At 60.2% G+C, this 17,072-nt stretch carries 15 protein-coding genes and 3 pseudogenes; 11 read left to right on the top strand and 7 right to left on the bottom strand.

What is annotated here, in order from left to right:
• Positions 1–324 precede the first annotated feature (324 nt).
• From B0G80_RS34515 to B0G80_RS34490, 6 genes are all read left to right on the top strand, one after another.
• On the top strand, positions 325–1,065 hold the full coding sequence (locus tag B0G80_RS34515) for an OmpW family protein (RefSeq protein ID WP_116122263.1): 741 nt from the start codon (positions 325–327) through the stop codon (positions 1,063–1,065).
• 272 nt (positions 1,066–1,337) lie between these two features.
• Positions 1,338–4,316, top strand: a complete 2,979-nt coding sequence (locus B0G80_RS34510) for a molybdopterin-dependent oxidoreductase (RefSeq protein ID WP_116122262.1) — start codon at positions 1,338–1,340, stop codon at positions 4,314–4,316.
• A 10-nt stretch (positions 4,317–4,326) separates the two neighbouring features.
• On the top strand, positions 4,327–5,190 hold the full coding sequence (locus tag B0G80_RS34505; RefSeq protein ID WP_116122261.1) for a 4Fe-4S dicluster domain-containing protein: 864 nt from the start codon (positions 4,327–4,329) through the stop codon (positions 5,188–5,190).
• A gap of 422 nt (positions 5,191–5,612) precedes the next feature.
• A complete protein-coding gene (locus tag B0G80_RS34500; RefSeq protein ID WP_116122260.1) occupies positions 5,613–6,269 on the top strand; it encodes a TetR/AcrR family transcriptional regulator in 657 nt (218 codons plus the stop codon).
• A 178-nt stretch (positions 6,270–6,447) separates the two neighbouring features.
• A complete protein-coding gene (locus B0G80_RS34495; protein WP_116122259.1) occupies positions 6,448–6,681 on the top strand; it encodes a hypothetical protein in 234 nt (77 codons plus the stop codon).
• A 356-nt stretch (positions 6,682–7,037) separates the two neighbouring features.
• Positions 7,038–9,074 carry an alkaline phosphatase family protein gene (locus B0G80_RS34490; RefSeq protein WP_258879129.1) on the top strand — a complete coding sequence of 679 codons (2,037 nt, stop codon included), beginning with the start codon at positions 7,038–7,040 and terminating at the stop codon, positions 9,072–9,074.
• 281 nt (positions 9,075–9,355) lie between these two features.
• On the opposite strand, the pseudogene B0G80_RS34485 reads toward B0G80_RS34490, so the two are convergent.
• A pseudogene (locus tag B0G80_RS34485) lies at positions 9,356–9,658 on the bottom strand (ParB/Srx family N-terminal domain-containing protein); the annotation flags it as partial.
• A gap of 220 nt (positions 9,659–9,878) precedes the next feature.
• Here B0G80_RS34485 and B0G80_RS34480 point away from each other — a divergent pair.
• Positions 9,879–10,559 carry a hypothetical protein gene (locus B0G80_RS34480; protein ID WP_116122258.1) on the top strand — a complete coding sequence of 227 codons (681 nt, stop codon included), beginning with the start codon at positions 9,879–9,881 and terminating at the stop codon, positions 10,557–10,559.
• A gap of 195 nt (positions 10,560–10,754) precedes the next feature.
• Here the strand turns inward: B0G80_RS34480 and B0G80_RS47435 are convergent.
• A pseudogene (locus tag B0G80_RS47435) lies at positions 10,755–11,029 on the bottom strand (hypothetical protein); the annotation flags it as partial.
• 243 nt (positions 11,030–11,272) lie between these two features.
• Here B0G80_RS47435 and B0G80_RS46185 point away from each other — a divergent pair.
• The 3 genes from B0G80_RS46185 to B0G80_RS34465 are packed head-to-tail and all read left to right on the top strand — an operon-like array spanning position 11,273 to position 12,020.
• Positions 11,273–11,410, top strand: a complete 138-nt coding sequence (locus B0G80_RS46185) for a hypothetical protein (protein WP_181920230.1) — start codon at positions 11,273–11,275, stop codon at positions 11,408–11,410.
• A 23-nt stretch (positions 11,411–11,433) separates the two neighbouring features.
• Entirely contained in the window at positions 11,434–11,715 is a 282-nt protein-coding gene (locus tag B0G80_RS34470) for a YqjD family protein (protein ID WP_116122257.1), read from the top strand.
• A gap of 29 nt (positions 11,716–11,744) precedes the next feature.
• Positions 11,745–12,020 carry a GlsB/YeaQ/YmgE family stress response membrane protein gene (locus B0G80_RS34465; RefSeq protein WP_106283231.1) on the top strand — a complete coding sequence of 92 codons (276 nt, stop codon included), beginning with the start codon at positions 11,745–11,747 and terminating at the stop codon, positions 12,018–12,020.
• Between the two features lie 449 nt (positions 12,021–12,469).
• On the opposite strand, the gene istB is transcribed toward B0G80_RS34465, so the two are convergent.
• From istB to B0G80_RS34435, 5 genes are all read right to left on the bottom strand, one after another.
• Positions 12,470–13,240 carry an IS21-like element helper ATPase IstB gene (gene istB, locus B0G80_RS34460; protein WP_116116777.1) on the bottom strand — a complete coding sequence of 257 codons (771 nt, stop codon included), beginning with the start codon at positions 13,238–13,240 and terminating at the stop codon, positions 12,470–12,472.
• The gene (istA, locus tag B0G80_RS34455; protein ID WP_116122256.1) at positions 13,237–14,871 is read right to left on the bottom strand and encodes an IS21 family transposase; all 1,635 of its coding nucleotides are present in this window, start codon (positions 14,869–14,871) and stop codon (positions 13,237–13,239) included. Before istA ends, istB begins: the two co-directional genes overlap by 4 nt.
• A gap of 570 nt (positions 14,872–15,441) precedes the next feature.
• The gene (locus B0G80_RS34445) at positions 15,442–15,816 is read right to left on the bottom strand and encodes a phage holin family protein (protein ID WP_106283052.1); all 375 of its coding nucleotides are present in this window, start codon (positions 15,814–15,816) and stop codon (positions 15,442–15,444) included.
• 65 nt (positions 15,817–15,881) lie between these two features.
• Entirely contained in the window at positions 15,882–16,178 is a 297-nt protein-coding gene (locus B0G80_RS34440; RefSeq protein WP_116122255.1) for a CsbD family protein, read from the bottom strand.
• Between the two features lie 10 nt (positions 16,179–16,188).
• Positions 16,189–16,494: a hypothetical protein gene (locus tag B0G80_RS34435; RefSeq protein ID WP_147309952.1), complete on the bottom strand. Its 306-nt coding sequence runs from the start codon at positions 16,492–16,494 to the stop codon at positions 16,189–16,191.
• On the opposite strand from B0G80_RS34435, the pseudogene B0G80_RS47890 reads away from it, so the two are divergent.
• Positions 16,430–16,939: pseudogene (locus B0G80_RS47890) on the top strand (SDR family oxidoreductase); the annotation flags it as partial. The gene B0G80_RS34435 and the pseudogene B0G80_RS47890 overlap by 65 nt on opposite strands.
• Between the last annotated feature and the right edge of the window lie 133 nt (positions 16,940–17,072).

The following is a 17,072-nucleotide window of genomic DNA, read 5'->3' as shown; positions in this document are numbered from 1 at the left end:
GCTTGGGCCGACTTCTTCGACGCCGGTTCGCGTTACTCGATTCAGTCGCGCACACTCGAATCAGAGACCCTGCGTGCGTATCGAACTACTGCTACCGGCCGGCCCGCTTGGATTCTTTTTCTTCCGGCACCGCGACGGTACGTGGTGCGTGTTCCCGCCTGAGACGGAACGCCTGGCCATGCACGCTTACCAGGGCGCGGGGTAATCGGAGTGCGTGGCATGTGTTTAGCTATACGAAATGAGGAAAAAAAATCATTCGGGTAGATCCAGTTGCGACACCGATGATTCATAACAAGTTCGAAACAGAGCGACAGGAGGAGAGACATGCGGAATTACAAACGCGCAATCAGTTCGGTAGGTATGGTGGCTTGCATCTGCTCGGCTGCGCTTATCGGCAATGCCAATGCGCAATCGGCAGGAAGCATAACGCTTTCGACAGGGTGGCTTCACGTCGCGCCACAGGGAAATGCAACGCCGCTCACAGTAGAAAGCGTCGGCGGCGTTACGGTGAATCAGCAACTTTCCGGCACCGGCGCGCACGCGAGTTCCACGGATACGATGGGAATTACCACCGAATATTACGTCACCGACAACATCGGCGTCGCCACGCTTATTGGACTGCCACTCACAGTGAACTTGGTCGGCGATGGCACGCTCAAGAAGTATGGAACCCTCGGGTCGACGAGACCGATCCCGCCCGCTATCGTCCTCCGATACCACCTGTTTGCAGCCCAGTCGAAATTCCGTCCTTTCGTCGGATTAGGAGTGAACTACACATGGTTCACACAGGTTCGGACAACCAACAGCCAGTTTGTCACGGATAACCTTGGTCCGGGCGGGTCGGCACACGCGTCACTCAGTTCGTCCTGGAATCCGGTATTTGAAATCGGGGCAAATTATGCGATCACAAAACACTGGTCTGTCGGAACCGCTGTCGGTTACGTTCCGCTAAAGACTCACCTTACCCTGGACGGGACGACCGCAACTGGGACGCACATCGTTTCCAGATCGACGCTGCGAATCGATCCCATTAACGTCTTCCTGAACGTCGCCTATACGTTCTAGCGCGTAGAGATCGCCAATGCACGAATCGAGAGATTTGAAACGCTCATCGAAGACATGGACATGATTTTTCGCCACCCGGACCCGGCTGCGGTCCGCGATTTCGCGGTCGATTGCGACATGTTGCTGCAATGGAGCCCGGCGTTGCCGGGTCTCTGACTTACAGCCTGACATGGCCGCGCTCGCCCGGGCCACTCGCCCGCCCGGGGAAGCGCTCAGTCATGCCGTCATGCCTGCGCTTGCGCAGCAAACGAAGCTTTTCTTTGGATTGAATAATGAAACGACAGGTCCTCAAGACCATTCTGTTTGCCTTGCCCAAGGTTCTTGACCTGACGGCACGCCGCTTTCCCGCTTATCGTGATCGCCTGAAGGAGCGCGATCTCGTGGCCTGGATCGGACTGATGGATGAAAGCGTCGGCCGCGTCATCACATTCAGGAACGGGCGCGTGCGGTCGCGCGCCGGCAAGCATCCGCGGGCCGACGTGCGCATGGCCTTCAAGGATGTCGCCACCGCCCTGAAATTCCTTTCTCCGAACCCTGACCAGGGCGAGATCATCCACGCTGCCAAGAATTTCAAGGTGGTGACCGAGGGCGAAGACGAACTGCTGGTTTGGTTAATGCAGACCCTGGGCATGATGCGCACCGTCGGCCTGCCGATGGGCACGCCTCTGCGCGATGGCACGCGCCGCTACACCACCTGTACCAACGGCGGTCCTCTGTTCGTCTACGTCAAGGATGGCCGCGTCGTTCGGGTGACTCCCATCGAACTGGACAGCACGGATGCGCCCAGTTATGTGATCGAGGCGCGCGGACGCCGTTTCAGCCCGCCACGGCGTAGCCTGGTAGCACCCCACGCCTTGACGCTCAAGTCACTCGTCTATTCCGACAAGCGCATCCTTCATCCGATGAAGCGGGTCGACTTCGACCCTGACGGCGAGCGCAATCCACAGAACCGGGGCAAATCCGGCTATGTGCGTATCAGCTGGGACGAGGCCCTGGGCATTGTCGCCAGGGAAATCAACCGGCAGAAGCGCGTTCACGGTCCCGGTTCCATCACCTTCCCGATGTCGTCTCATCACCAGTGGGGCAACGTGGGCTACTACCTCAGCGCACTGACGCGCTTTGCCAACCTGATCGGCTTCACCCGGGTCGCGGCCAATCCGGACAGCTGGGAAGGCTGGTACTGGGGTGCCATGCATCATTTCGGCAACTCGATGCGCGTCGGCGTGCCATCCGGCTATGGTGGAGTGGAGGATTGCCTGCAGGAAGCCGACATGATCGTCTTCTGGTCCTGCGACCCAGAAAGTACCAACGGGGCCTACGCGGGATTCGAGGGCACGCCGCGGCGCCTGTGGGCCAAGGAGCTCGGCATTGAGTTCGTTCATATCGACCCGCACTGCAACCCGACCGCGCAATTGCTGGGCGGGCGCTGGATTCCGGTCCGGCCACAAACCGATGCCGCGCTCGCCACCGCCATCATGTATGTGTGGGCGGTGGAGGACCTGTACGACAAGGATTACGTTGCCACGCGCACGACCGGATTCGACGAGTGGAGGGCCTATCTTCTCGGCGAATCCGATGGCGTTCCCAAGACTCCCGAGTGGCAGGAGAGCGAGACCGGTGTGCCCGCCAAGGATGTTCGTGCGCTTGCGCGCCGATGGGGGAACAGGAAGGTCCATCTCGCGGTGGGGATGACCGGCGCGGGATTCGGTGGAGCAGGCCGAGGTGCGACTGGAGCGCAATGGGCGCGGTGCATGATCATGATGATGGCGATGCAGGGCTGGGGTAAGCCGGGGGTCAATTTCGGCTGCCTTGAAGCCGGTGTGCCCCACGACCTCCATTTCTATTTCCCTGGCTACGCGGACGGCGGCATATCCGGCGACCTGGCGTGGACCGCCAATGCGGTGAACAATTACCAGCGCATGCCGCACATTCTGTCCATGAATCCGGTCAAGCAAATGGTGCCGCGGCAGCAACTGCCCGACGCCATTATCAACGGCCATGCGACGGGCTACCTCTGGGACGGCATGTCCCAGGAAGCCCAGTTCGCGCCGTTCAGCTACCCCATGCCCGGCTATTCGCCCATCCACATGATCTACCGCTACGGCGGGTCCGCCTTCAGCACGGTGACGAATTCCGGGCGCTGGCCCGAGGCCTACCGGCATCCGAGCATCGAGTTCGTGGTCAACCAGTCGATCTGGATGGAGGGCGAGGCCCAGTTCGCCGACATCATCCTGCCTGCATGTACCGCGCTGGAGCGATGGGACATCGGCGAATGGGCGAATTCCGGGGGCTATGCCCATCACGGGTTTAGCACGGTCAATCATCGCGTGATGACACTGCAGCACAAGTGCATCGAGCCTTTGGGTGAGTCCCGTTCCGACTACGATATCTTCGCCGCCATCCTGACGCGGCTGGGCCTTGGCGGGGTGTTCACCGAGGGGTGCAGTGAACTGGATTGGGTCAGGCGGGTCTTCGACTCGTCGGATCTGCCCGATCACATTTCGTGGCGCGAGTTCTGCCGCAAGGGCTATTTCGTCGTGCCGCCGGAGAAGCCCGAATTGCGCCATCCGGTGGACATGCGCTGGTTCGCGGAGGGACGGCGCAAGGACCTGCAGGAACCCCATCCGCTGCCGTCCCAGTTTTCGGAAAAATTCGGCATGGGCCTGCAGACGCCGAGCGGCAAGGTGGAGTTCGTGCCCGAGTTGCTGAAGCGGCACACTGCGGACAATCCCGAGCGGCCACCGCTTAACCGGTATATCCCCTCGTGGGAGGGGCTGCGCTCGGACCTGGCTCAGCGTTATCCGTTGCAGTTGATCGCCACTCACAGCCGTTACAGCTTCCATACCCACTGTGACGGCAAGAACTCCTCGGTCAACAGCGTCGAGGACCATCGCGCGCTGATTGGCGGCCACCGCTTCTGGCTGCTGAGGCTTGGTCCGGCCGATGCGGCTATTCGAGGCATTGCCCATCGTGACCTCGTCAAGGTCTACAACGACCGTGGCGCCGTGATCTGCGCGGCCGACGTCTCGGCGCTGGTCACCGCGGGAGTGGTCAAGTCGTACGAGGCAAGTGCTGAATTCAAGCTGATTGAAATCGATGGCGAGCGCGTCGAGATCGGCGGTTGTATGAATATGCTGACCCCCGACCGGCCTCAAACCGCCGGCACGAGCAGCATGAGTCCCAACTCCTGCCTGGTGCAGGTCGAAAAATGGAGAAGTGCCGAGGCGTTCATGCTCGGTCGCGCAGCGTGAGGAACATGGAATGAGCAAGTGGAATCTGGTTATCAAAGTCGGGCGTTGCGAGAACTGCCAGAACTGCGTCATTGCCGCGCGGGACGAGCACGTCGGCAACGACTTCCCAGGTTATGCCGCGCCCGCCGCAGCCGACGCCGACAGCACGGTGCGCATCCTGCGCCGTGTTCAGGGCGATTCGCATATGGTTGAGACCACGTATCTGCCTGTCATGTGCAACCACTGCGACGAAGCACCTTGCATGCGGGTGGGCGGCGACGCCATTCGCAAGCGCGCCGACGGCATCGTCATCATCGACCCGGACAAGGCGCGGGGCCGCAAGGACATCGTGAAGTCCTGCCCGTACAAGGCGATCGTCTGGAATGAAGAACTGCAACTGCCGCAGACCTGGATCTTCGACGCCCATTTGCTCGATCAGGGTTGGCCTCAGCCGCGTTGCCAGCAGTCATGTCCCACCGACGTCTTCGAGACGGTCAAACTCGATGATGCTGCGATGGCAGAAAAGGCCCGGCGCGAGGGACTCAAAGTGTTGCGGCCCAACCTGGGCGCAAAGCCTCGCGTCTGGTATAGCGGCCTCGAGCGCTGGGAAACCTGCTTCATTGGCGGAAGCGTCAGCGCGCGTATCGGTGACGTGGTCGAGTGCGTCACGGATGCGGCGGTGGCGCTGTACGTCGGCAACGAGAAGCTGGCTGAAACTGTCTCAGACGGCTTCGGTGATTTCCGGTTCGGCGGCCTAGTAAAGGGAAGCGGCATCTACCGGGTCGAGATCCGTCATGACCTCGGCAACGCTTCGTGCGAATGCGAACTGGGCGAAAGCGCTTACCTGGGCGAGGTCAGTCTCGTCCAGGCCACTAATGACGCTGTGGTCGCATGATCGCGCAATGAAGCTGCTTTGCCTGAGAGCGACGGGCCCCGCTCACCGGCGGCCCAGCTGCATAGGCAGTCGCCGGGCCACTCGAACGGCGCGCCCTGTCGCTAGAACACATTCCAACGCGACGAAGGCGCTCTTGACATACTGCACCGATTCCTCACGAAGGGCGTTCTGGCGCCTCGTCTGACCGTTCCGTACCTTTTTCCGGATTCCGCTATTCGCTACGACGCCCCGTGTATCCAGCGCACTTTGTTGGAGACCCTATTAATAAAGTTGACGCAACCATCAGTATTGAGTCTAATGTCATTTGGTTGCAGTCTGTGAGACACATATCCGTTATTGACTGAACCATTTTGAAACGCGTCATCTGACACACGCGCCCATTGGCGACAACTCGGATGGCGGCCTGACCGGTACGCTATTCCATGCAGCGCGAACGCCTGACACATTCACAGCGCAGAGAACGGACTCGAGAGTTTCTGTTTGAGGCTGCGCGGAAGATGTTCATTGAAAAAGGAGTGGCCGCAACAAGCGTTGAGGAAATCGCTGAGGCGGCTGGCTATACGCGCGGCGCGTTCTATTCGAATTTCGGCGGCAAACGGGAACTGCTGATCGAGCTACTACGACGCGAAGACGATAGGGCGCTAGCGAATCTTCAGGGGATCATGAAGGAGGGTGGCACGGCCGAGGAAATGAAGGAGCGCGTCGTCGCGCACTACAGCAGATCTTTTCTTGAAAACGATTGCTTTCCCCTTTGGGTCGAAGCCAAGCTACTCGCGGGCCGAGATACCGCGTTTCAGGAGCGCTTTAGTGCCTTCCGGCACAACAGGTTCGAACAGATTGGCGCGTACGTCGGCACGATTTCGGACCGCAATGGTGGACCAATGGTTCTCCCGACCGACGCTCTCGCGCTTGGCTTGATGAGCCTGTGCGATGGTGTGCAGTTTTTCAGAATGTGCGATCCGCAATTGATGACCGACAAGGTGATGCATACCGTGCTTGCCGCATTTTTTTCGTGTGCACTGTGGCGGCCTTCGAAAGAAATGGCGCTGGTCGATCATCGCGCGGTCGTGCCCGACTGAGTCCGCGGATGTCCGAGCGCCATCGTGTGCGCGTACAGGATCCGCGACCAAGGTCTCGTACGAGGAAGTCGAGCGGCAAGCGTCTGTGTGACGCGCTGTATCCTGCTCGCGTTTCGTTCGCCAGAGATAACCGCCCCGACAGCACTTCGGTCTTTGAGCGGTCGATGCAAATAGTTATATGTTTTCCAAGCTGTTGAAGGATGTGGCCATGTACTGCGAGCATACGAATTTCCAGAATACCGATGCCGAGAGCAGCACGAATGACCCGAACAAGTTCGATTCGGTGAAGAATCCTGCTATTGAGGCAACCAGTCCGAATTCGGCAAGGAACTGGGCATGGGCGCACTCTGGCGATGCATATGACTGGATGGACTGGCACAGTCCATTTCCTGCGGCAACTCCGTCCGAGTGACGACCCGAGGTGTAGTTCGGCTCGTCGCCGTTTGCGTGCATGCGCCTCACAGTTGACGCAGCCGTCGTGTACGAATGGTATTCGCGTACTTGACGAACGCACAGATCTACGCGCGTGTCGCCACGCGCACCGTTTTTCCCCGCCCGACACGAAGCGGCGCACCCGATGGCAGCGAACGATCATCGCCGTAAGGAGGGCTCGCCGATATCGGACACACACTAGCAATCCATCGCCTTTATATCGTGCTTCACGCGGTCGGACTGTCCAACGACAGCTAAGTGTAATGCCAGCGACTCCCAAGGTTCATGGGCGCACCCTAAGGTCTTACCGTCGTAACCAACGGTAAGGAGACGGAGATGGCAATGTTCCACTTGTCACAACGATGCAATAAGGTGTGCGTACGGGTTTCGCTCAGCGCATGTGCGGCAGCGGGCGCGCTCGCATTCGCGACGTGGCCCACAGGCGTGACGGCAGCAGGTGATGACCACAAGTCCGAAACGCGCACGCCGATCAAACATGTGATCGTGGTTGTCGGAGAAAACCGGACGTTTGACCACGTGTTCGGCACCTACCAACCGAAACGGGGTCAATCAGTGTGGAACCTGCTGTCGCAGGGCATTGTCAACGCGGACGGCTCACCAGGCCCACACTTCAAAAAGGCTCAGCAATACCAGGCACAATTGATGGGACCGGCCGACTTCTCGCTCGCCCCCTCGAACAAAACTCCGTACGGAACACTGCCCGCACCGAACACCGGTGGGACCGCGACCGCGGCTAGCGACGCAAGCCCGCCACCTTTCTTGACGCACGATGCGGCCGCGCAAACCGAAAGCGACGCTCTGGAGGTGTCCGACATCGATCAACTGTTGACCGGCGCTTCAGGGCTGCCGACGGATGCGAAGGATTCGCGGGTGGCCAACTACAACTCGCTGCTGAACGGTCCGTATCTTCTGCAGCCACCGCTCTACGATGCCTACATGGGTGGTCCGGTTCATCGCTTCTACCAGGCGTGGCAGCAGGCGGACTGCGCAGTCGCGCATGCGAGCCACGCAAATCCCAGCGGCTGTCTGGCCGATCTGTTCGCGTGGGTCGAGACCAGCATCGGTGCGGGCAGCAACGGGAAGCCGCAACCCACGCCCTTCACCGACCAGACTACTGGTGAAGGCTCGAATGCGCTCGGCTTCTACAACGTGAACAACGGCGACATGCCGTACTTCACGCAGCTGGCGCGCCAATACGCGATGAGCGACAACTATCATCAACCGGTGATGGGCGGCACCGGAGCCAACAGCATCATGATCGGCGCGGCCGATGCGTACTACTACACCGACGGCGCCGGCAACGCGGCAACGCCGCCGTCGGACCAGATTGAAAACCCCAACCCGCTCGCCGGCACGAACAACTGGTACACGCAGGACGGCTACTCGGGCGGCAGCTACAGCAACTGTTCGGACCCCGGCCAGCCCGGTGTCCGCCCGATCCGTCGATACCTTGAAGCGCTGCCCTACGACCCAAAGCCAAATTGTGCGCCGAAGCACTATTACCTCCTCAACAATTACAACCCGGGTTACAACGGGGACGGCACGGTGCTCGACAGGACGAAGTCGCCGTTCACGATACCGCCCTCGCCGGTGCGCACAATCGGCGACACGCTGCTCGAGCGCAAGATCCCGTGGAAGTACTACGGTGAAGGGTGGCGCAGCTTCATCAGCGATCCGTCGAAAAGCGTCTATTGCAACATCTGCAATCCGTTCCTGTATGAGACGTCAATCATGACAAATCAGCAGGTCCGCGAGACGCACCTTGCCGACCTGCCGGATCTGTATGCGGACATCGGCGACGGCAATCTGCCCGCCGTTTCATTCGTGAAGCCGGGCGGACTGCTCGACGGGCACCCGACGTCCTCGAAGTTCGGGCTTTACGAGGCGTTCGTGAGGAAACTGGTTGATGCGGTGAAGAGCGATCCGAAACTATGGGCCACTACGGCGATTCTCATCACCACGGACGAGGGCGGTGGCTACTACGATTCAGGCTACATCCAGCCCATCGACTTCTTTGGCGATGGATCGCGTATTCCAATGATCGCTGTGTCGAAGTATTCGTCGGGAGGGCGCATTTCGCACGGGTACGCGGATCACGCGTCGCTGGTCAAATTCATCGAGCGCAACTGGGGGCTGCCGCCGATTACGGGGCGCAGCCGTGACAACCTGCCAAACCCGGTCCAGCGCAGCGACAACCCGTACGTCCCGGTTAATGCTCCCGCGATCGGCGACCTGTTCGATCTTTTCGACTTCGGGCGGGACTCCGACGATCATGACGATCACGCACGCGATGACGGCCGGTCCCGCAACGATGACGGAGGCAGCGGCGGTAAGGGCTGGTGGCCATTCTGATCGTGTCCCGCGCGTTCGCGCAGTGAGGACTCAATCAGGACGGGGGAGTGCGGCTCATCCGGCGGCGCTCCCTTTCGCTCCACTGGTACCCGACCGGTCCCGCGCTTCTGGCCTGTCGGAGCTCCGTACCTGAAGGTCTTTGCTCGACTGCTGATCACATAAATAAGGCTCGGTGCGCGGTTGCTGCGCTCAACACGCCCGGTCTGAATCTGACCGAACCCGTCGGACGAGACATGTCGTGGAGATCATCGTGACCGGTATCGTTATCGCCGGGCTGGCCGTCATTGCGGTTCTGTGCACCTCCATGGCGACGGACCTGTTGCGCGAATCCGGCGACACACGCGCACGGAAGCACGCGATGTATGAGCACGATGATCAGCGACGCAATAACAGTCGGAATTGCAGGTGGAGCGCCGGTTGCCGCGAAACAGGTCCGCCCATCGGAACTCTTCCACCGGGGCGGTCGTTTGCTCGTAGCCGACCGCGTCGCGCACCGACGCCGCGAGGCTTCGACATTCGTCGTCGGCCATTTCCCAGACGTGTTCCGGCATCGCTGTGAAGGATATTCGCCGACCTTTAACATCATACGGATAGGTCTAACGGTGGTTTTCCAAGGTCAGTCAGAAGTCGTCTTGCGCGAGTGACGACAGGTCCGCCACCAGAACAATCGGGACAGCAGAATCACCCAGTTGCTTGCTGAGTTAGCACCGAGCAGCGACAGTGGAATGCCGCTTGCGGGGTCTCGCGTGCCGGGGCATTTCCGGCGAATCCACCTGAAACAGCCAATTCAACCGGAGACTTGCCATGCGACTCCTAGTAACCCAAGAGGGACTGCCGCGCGTTTCGTGGGGTGCGGTTTTCACTGGCGTCATTATCTCGCTCCTTGTCTACCTTGTAATGAGCGTACTTGGCACGGCCATCGGTGCGTCATTGCTCAATCCGCTATCCCAGCCAAACCCTTCCCGTGCATTTGGTTTCGGCTCAGGCGCCTGGATGATTGTCACGACCGTCGTATCCGTATTTGCCGGAGCGTACTTTTCGGGTCGTTGCGCGCCAGTTCTGGGCTGGCTGCATGGACTGCTGGCGTGGGCGGTGATGATTCTTTTCGTTGTGTTCGAGATGGCATCACTAATTGGCGGTGCGGTCAGTGTCGTCGGGAACGTCGCGTCGGCCGGCGCGGCGATCGGCGTGCCCGCGAACCAGACGAATGCGGGAAACAATCCGATAAATTCCCTGACGCAAAAGGCGGGCAACGCTATCGCATCTGTCACAGCAGCAGCGTCCAGCCCCCAAGCGGAAGCGGATGCTCGACAGGCCGCCGACACCGCGGCGCGTGCCGTCGCGCGTGCGAGCTGGTTCTCCGTCGCCGCCCTGTTCGTCGGTGCCATCATAGCGCTGGGGGCAGGAGGCCTCGGATTCCGTCATCAGCCGCCGGTCGAAGCCGGCAGCGCGGCAGCATCTTCGTCCGTGCGAGGGGCGGTGTAGGCGACTGGCCCAGAAGACGACAGGGGCTACGAGTGGCCTAAGGGGCGTCATGGCGACGTAACTCTTCCTGTCAGCGATGACGTCCGCGAACGCTTTCGCGCTCGTGGGCGCCATCGCACCTACGCTCTTGTCACCGAAAGCGTTTTCTGTCGCACAGCAGTAACGACGCAACCGTCGCTAACACCTCAGCGATCGTCAACCCGGCCGAGGCGGAGAAAATCTAAGAGATGCCAACACGCCTCGCTCACTCTTCCGGGTCCGCCGTATATTGTCCCCACCCAGGTCGGCTCCTGTAGCCGGGTCCGAGTTCGTGTCCGAAGCCGTCCGCGCAGCCATAGCCGTCAGGGTTTTAAGGTCCGCGCCCAATATGTTCACTGACGCCAAGCCGTCGCCGCCGTGACGGCAGGTTCGGGCGTCTCAACAAATTGCCAACCGGGGCCCTCGTTCCAGGGACCCGAGTCTTCATCGCCCGGCGTCGAACCGTCTCTACCGCGGCCCATCGCGAAGATACTCAAGCGCTGCCGCACCATTTGTTGCAACAGAAGTTTGCAAGACAGCAAGTGCCGGAGACGTTTGTGAATCGTCTCGTCATACGCTGGGCGCCGGTGTCCCGTCAGGTTCAGACATTTTGCCGAGCGCGAAGGGGGTTTGCGCCGCTGCGCTTACACCGCGCTTTTTTCCAGTTGCGGTTCCCTACCGACTGAAGGAGAGACATGCCTACGAAGACATTGAAGGATTTGTTCATTCATTCGCTGCCCGACATTTACGGTGCTGAAAAAGCAGATGACAGAGTCGCTTCCCACGATTATTGGCTGCGCTATCTGGAAGGCACACCACTTGCTCAGTCTTGAGCACTAACAGAATGGAGGTTTATATGGACGAGTCTCTTCAATCCACCCACGGCGGCTCCACCGGTTTATCTCAGCCGGCCAGTAGCTCGACACCCAAGTCCGACGACAATGACCGCGAACGACCAAACGGTGCCCGGGTTCTGGCCGACCTGAAGGACAAGATTGCTGGTGCACAGGAAGTGGTCAAGACGAAGTACCGTGTCGTCTCTGAATCGACCGACGATTACGTTCATGAGGCTCCGTGGAAAGCGGTCACTATGGCACTCATCGGCGGACTCATCATCGGAATGCTTGCTCGCCGTTAATGCGGATTTACCTCTATAGGGAAAGAAACATGGACCCGGTCTCGCATGGAATCATTTTCTGGCTGATTATTGGCGGCATCGCCGGCGCTCTGGCTGGTCGTATAGTCGACGGCGGCGGCTTTGGCATCGTTGTCGATATCATCGTCGGAATTGTTGGAGCGTTTATCGGAGGATGGCTTGGGGGAGCCCTCGGACTTCATCTGGGCAGTGGCATCATCGGCTCATTGATAACGGCGCTCATTGGCGCGGTCATCCTGCTCGCTGTTCTGCGACTTTTCAGCCGAGGTCGCACGCGTCCACTCTAGAGCGCTCACTTTTACACTGGGTGGGCCGCTACCGATCGTAAGTGGGCAGGGCGAGAATCAGTCCGGCAGGCGGCCGAGCACCAACGAAAAGCGATGAAGACGCGCCCGACCGCATCTTCATCGCCGAATCAACTAAAGCGCATTTCCGCGCGATATTTCAACTTCGGAACGCCTTGTGCCGGTCCTGTCTTGTTGGCCCCGCGCCCGTTGTCGCGTCACTTCAAGCAACCGGCTTTAGTTCTTTCCGTTGCGATTCCGCGAACGGGTTGTCGTCACTCACCGGGGGCCGGCTGAACGAGGCCACGCCCTTGGGTTTTTCAGGGTGGCGAGCATCGTCGCGCCCTTCATCCGGCTGCCGTTATCGCAGTGCAGGCCCGGATGGTCACTTCAAACTCCCCCACTTGTGGTCGCGCAAACTCCTCCACCCGGCAGCAGGACAAGATTGTTTTTTAGCTCGCTTTGGTTTTGCGCGCAAGAGTTTCAGCAGCCTCCTTCAGCCGGTAACTTCGGCCGTCGAATTCAAGCGAGTGACAGTGGTGCATGAGTCGGTCGAGAATGGTGCTGCTCATGGTGTTATCGCCGAGGTAGGCGCCCCAGTCCTGAACGACGCGGTTGGACGTGACCATGGTGCTGCGGCGTAGTTTGTATCGTTGATGGACGAGGGTCTGCAGCAGCGCACCAGCGGCATCTGGAATCGATCGCGACAGGAACAGGTCGTCCAGAACTAGCAGATCGCAGTCGAGAATGGTGCGCAGGCGTTTCTCCTGCTGCTCGGGCTCGCTGAGATTGAAGCGGGCGAAGAAGTCGTCGGTTTCGAGATACTGTACTTTGTAGCCTTGCATCACCGCCTGATTCGCGACGGCCTTCGCGATGTGCGATTTGCCAGTGCCGGGTTTGCCGATGAGAAGTGCGTTCTCGCCAGCAGAAACGAACTTCAGCGTTCGCAACTCCAGACAGGCCTGCCGAGGGAGTTTTGGATTGAATGTCCAGTCAAACTCGGCGAACGTGAGCTTCTCGTCGAGGCCCGACTGTTTATGCCGACGATCGATCAGCCGGGACTGACGACGATCCAGTTCGTCCTGCAGAATGATCGAGAAGGTTTCGATGAACGGTTGATTTGCCGCCTGTGCCTGCAGTATGCGGGTCTCCAGCGTGTCGCGCACGCCGGACAGGTGGAGCTGTTTGAGCGAACGCTCGATTTCTGGCATCGACATGGTCATTCGTTGGTCTCTCCGTTGTTCAACGACAATGGGTTGAGTTGCTGTCGTGCGCCGAGGCTGAACAGCTCACCGTATTCGGCAGCTGGACGGATTAGCGCGTGATTCTGGGTAAGAGGCAAAGCGACCTGGGGCGCCTGATCAAGCTGTTCCAGTGCCTGCTCGAACAGTCGCTCGACCAGCTTGCGAACCTGTTTGTAGGATTGGAGGCGGTACTGCAGTGCCTGGCTGCAGGCTTGCTCAACGATGCGGGCCGGGTATCTCTTTGCCAGACCGACGATGCCCCACATGCCCCGCTGGCCAACGCGTCCCTGGGCTTCAAACATTCGCTGGCAAAGTGCCTTCGTTTGCGGACCGATGTCGCCTGCGGCTGAGAGCAGGAAGGCGGTTTGCCGGGACGGATTGAACGGACGCTCGTCCTCGGGCAGTAGCAATTGACCGGGCTCCGTGAAACGCGGGTGGATGCGTAACAGCGCTTGTGTCTGTCGATCCCGAACTTCAATGGTTGAATCGAAGACGCGCACCAGCACCGTGCTGCCGATTGCGGCGGGACGGGCTGCGTACCAGCTATGGTCGATCCGGACGGTCGTATCGTCGGAGACAGTGCGAACGACCTGCTTGAAGTAACGGAATGCAGTCAGCGGCAATGCTCGGAGGTGCGGCTTCTCCTCCTCGAACATCGACTCGACCTGGCGGCGAGCGCGCCCATGCAGGCGCTTTGACGCCCAGTTCGCCTCCCAGCGCACAAGGAACGCGTTCTGCTCTTCGATAGAATCGAAACTCCGGCCGCGCAGCGCGGTGCCTTGCGTATGCTGGATCGCGTTCTCAACCGTACCCTTCCGGTTCGGATCGCGGACGCGTGCAGGATCGGCGATCACGCCATAGTGATCGAGCATCGCAGCGTAAAGATGATTGATCTCCGGCTCGTACAGGTCCGGTGTGATAACCCCTTCCTTGAGGTTATCGAGGACGACGTAATGAACACAACCACCGAAATAGCGGAACGCTTCTTCGTGCAGTCGCGCCCACACCTCCTGCCCGGATTTCCAGACAACCCGCCGGAAACTGTGGCGCGAATAACGCAACGTCATCACAAATAGCCGCGGTCGCCGATAACGTCCAGTCTTTGGATCGCGGGTCGGAGCGCCCTCGCCATAGTCGACCTGGGCCTCCTCGCCGGGCAGGAAATCGAGCCGGTCGAATTGCTCGGGATCGACGTGTCGCAGCGCGCGCACGAACCGTTTGACGCTCTCGTAACTCGCAGCGAACGAAAACTCGTCGACCAGATCCTGGTAAATTGCCTGAGCGTTTCGCTGCAGGCAGACCTGCTCTTCGATCCATTGCCGGTGAGGCTCGCACAACGAGCGGGCAAAATCGAAGTTATGTGTCCCGGCCGGTGCGACCTCAAAAGCCGGTGGTCGCGGGGGTGGAGGAGTTTGATCTGGTGGCCTCGAGCCGATGGTCACCGCAGTGGGGGAATTTGCGGACGCGCTTGCGCGTGCAGCGAAGATCGCCATGTAACGGCGGATCGTCTTGCGGTCGATTCCAGTGATCCGATGAATCTCGCGCTGGCTCTTGTTGAGTTCCAGCAACGTGAACACCGTACTTTGCTGATGCGGCTTCAAGACGTTCAACTCCCACCTCCCGGGCTGGCCAAGGAGGTAAAAATAACGTCCGGCTACGCGGTGCGATCGGCGACGTCGGTCTGCTCAGATCGGACCGCAAGGTGGGGGAGTTTGAAGTGACCACGCCCGGAGGAATTTGGGTGACCGCCCGGGGTGCAGGAGCAGCGGACGTCCTGCCACGCGCTCCGCCACACTGGCACGTCGTATCAGCAACGCAGCCAGTTCCGCCGACTCGGCATCATGCACGTCGTGACCGACTGTCTGCCGCTGCAGCCTGGGTTTCGCCACGCAAGACCTTCCGGACGGCGCCTCCGAGCCATGCGGTGATCCCGGAGCGGCCGGCAACGACGATAGTCCGGCGAGGTCCGAGGACGATGGCGCCGACGCATAACGCCAGCAGCAGCGTGACGCGCGGTGCCTCCGTGAGCGAGACGACGAGGCCAAGCGCAGGAGAGCGCGTCTGTCCCCGTATGCTCGGGGTCGATGGTGGGAGGCTATTTGCCAGTAGCAGCCCTGCGCGTGTTTCCGCCATGCGCAGCAGGATGGCGGCCTCGGCTTCCCTGATGCTAACGGTGCGGTTCATTTCAGCGCCTCCTTCAACGTGTCGAGATCGCTCCGGATTTCTCTCTGCAAAAGATGAAGCGAGCGTCCAGGTTTCTGGGCGCGGACGAAGAGCAAAGAAATCACGGAAACCACCAGCCACGTCGCGGCAACGCCCCATACCACCTGGAGAAAGTACGGTGTACGCCACGCGGTCGCGATGATCGCAATGCACACGAACGACAGTGTGAACAGCCCGGCGACGGCCAGGGCAACCAGTGCGCTCAACTCGCGGACCAGGCGCGTCCTGGTCTCCTCAAGTTCGACCCCGAGCAACTCACCATAATCGGTGGCTCGCTCGACGCAAAATCTGCCGACGTTTCGCCACTTCGTGACTTTCGAACGCATGGACATTGCGGAACTCCTCGGGGTCGGCTCGTTGTGGAAGCGCCCTGGCGCGCCACCTGGTGTAAATGGCCTTACTCCCGATCTCTCCAGTCGCTTCGGCTGTTATCGGGCGTCGAGCGATTTGCCGCGCGTAACGCCCCGAGGATGAATCCGACGCCAGCGGCAATTGCCAGCGCCGCGAGCGGCCGCTCCACCGTAGATTCGCGTACGACATCCACAAAGTCGGCATAGAGTTGTTGCGCTTTGCCACTCAATTCGCTTGCCGTTTCGCTAACTTGCGCGCCGACATTGCCGAGCAGGTCCCCGGCGGCTGGCTGCACATTCCCGGCGACTTCCTTCTCCGTTCCTTCTCCGTTTGTCGTTTCCATGGTCTGCTCCTCAGGTCCGTGCGATCAGGTCGCACCGAAACAACGCGCCCGCGTGAATGTCGGGAACCACGCCCCTGCGCAAAGCACTGGATCGGCAGCGGGAGGCGTGCAAGATGCTGCGCAAAATCCGGGCCCAATTCGGCAATTCGTTGACGCGCGCTCGCAGCGCCTGCGCTTTCCAAAGTCGGCGCTCCATCGCGATTTCGTCGTAGGTAACAAAAATACCGGTCCCGTCCATTAACGGATCGAACATGGGAAGTGATCGCCGCGGCAAAGCGTTGCGTCCGCTGGCTTGTATCCTGGCCACGGCGATCATCAGATCGCGTGAGGGAGGATCCGGCGATTTCGGGCTGCCTCTATGGAAAAAGCTCCTGTGTCAGCAGCGCTTTGTCGAGTCGACACGCCCGCACATCAATGAACGCGTGACCATGGAGACCAAAATGGACTTGCGCTTCAGCAACTTCACAGTTGCAGCGCTGATGTCGACCTGTGCGGCGACCGGATCCGCGCGAGACACGGGTGCGGCCCATCAGGCGGGAGCGAGTGGTGTAGGGGTTGCACGATCAGGGCCGGCGATGCAGGGCGCTAGCGTCACGCAGGCGCCGCAGGGTACAAAGGCGGCCGTTGTCAACATGACGCGCGCATTCGCCAAGGAGTGCGGGCCGCTTGGCATTCGCGTGAATGCGTTGCTGCCGGGGCTCACCAAAACCAAATTCGCCGGCGCCCTGTTCGCAGATCAGGCGATGTACGAAAGCTGGATCGGTCAGCGCCGCCGAACCGGTGCTCGAACTGGTTTCTAATCTCGTGCGACAGATGTGCAAGCGCCGTTACGAGAGGCGTCCGCGTCGCACACGGCAATTCTCGCCATGTGCTACCGCGGGGGCATTGTCGGAG

Origin of the sequence: Paraburkholderia sp. BL6669N2 (genome assembly GCF_003387275.1) — a bacterium.
Classification (GTDB): Bacteria; Pseudomonadota; Gammaproteobacteria; order Burkholderiales; family Burkholderiaceae; genus Paraburkholderia.
The sequence above is the reverse complement of the archived record's forward strand: the minus strand, read 5'-3'. Positions and strand labels throughout refer to the sequence as shown.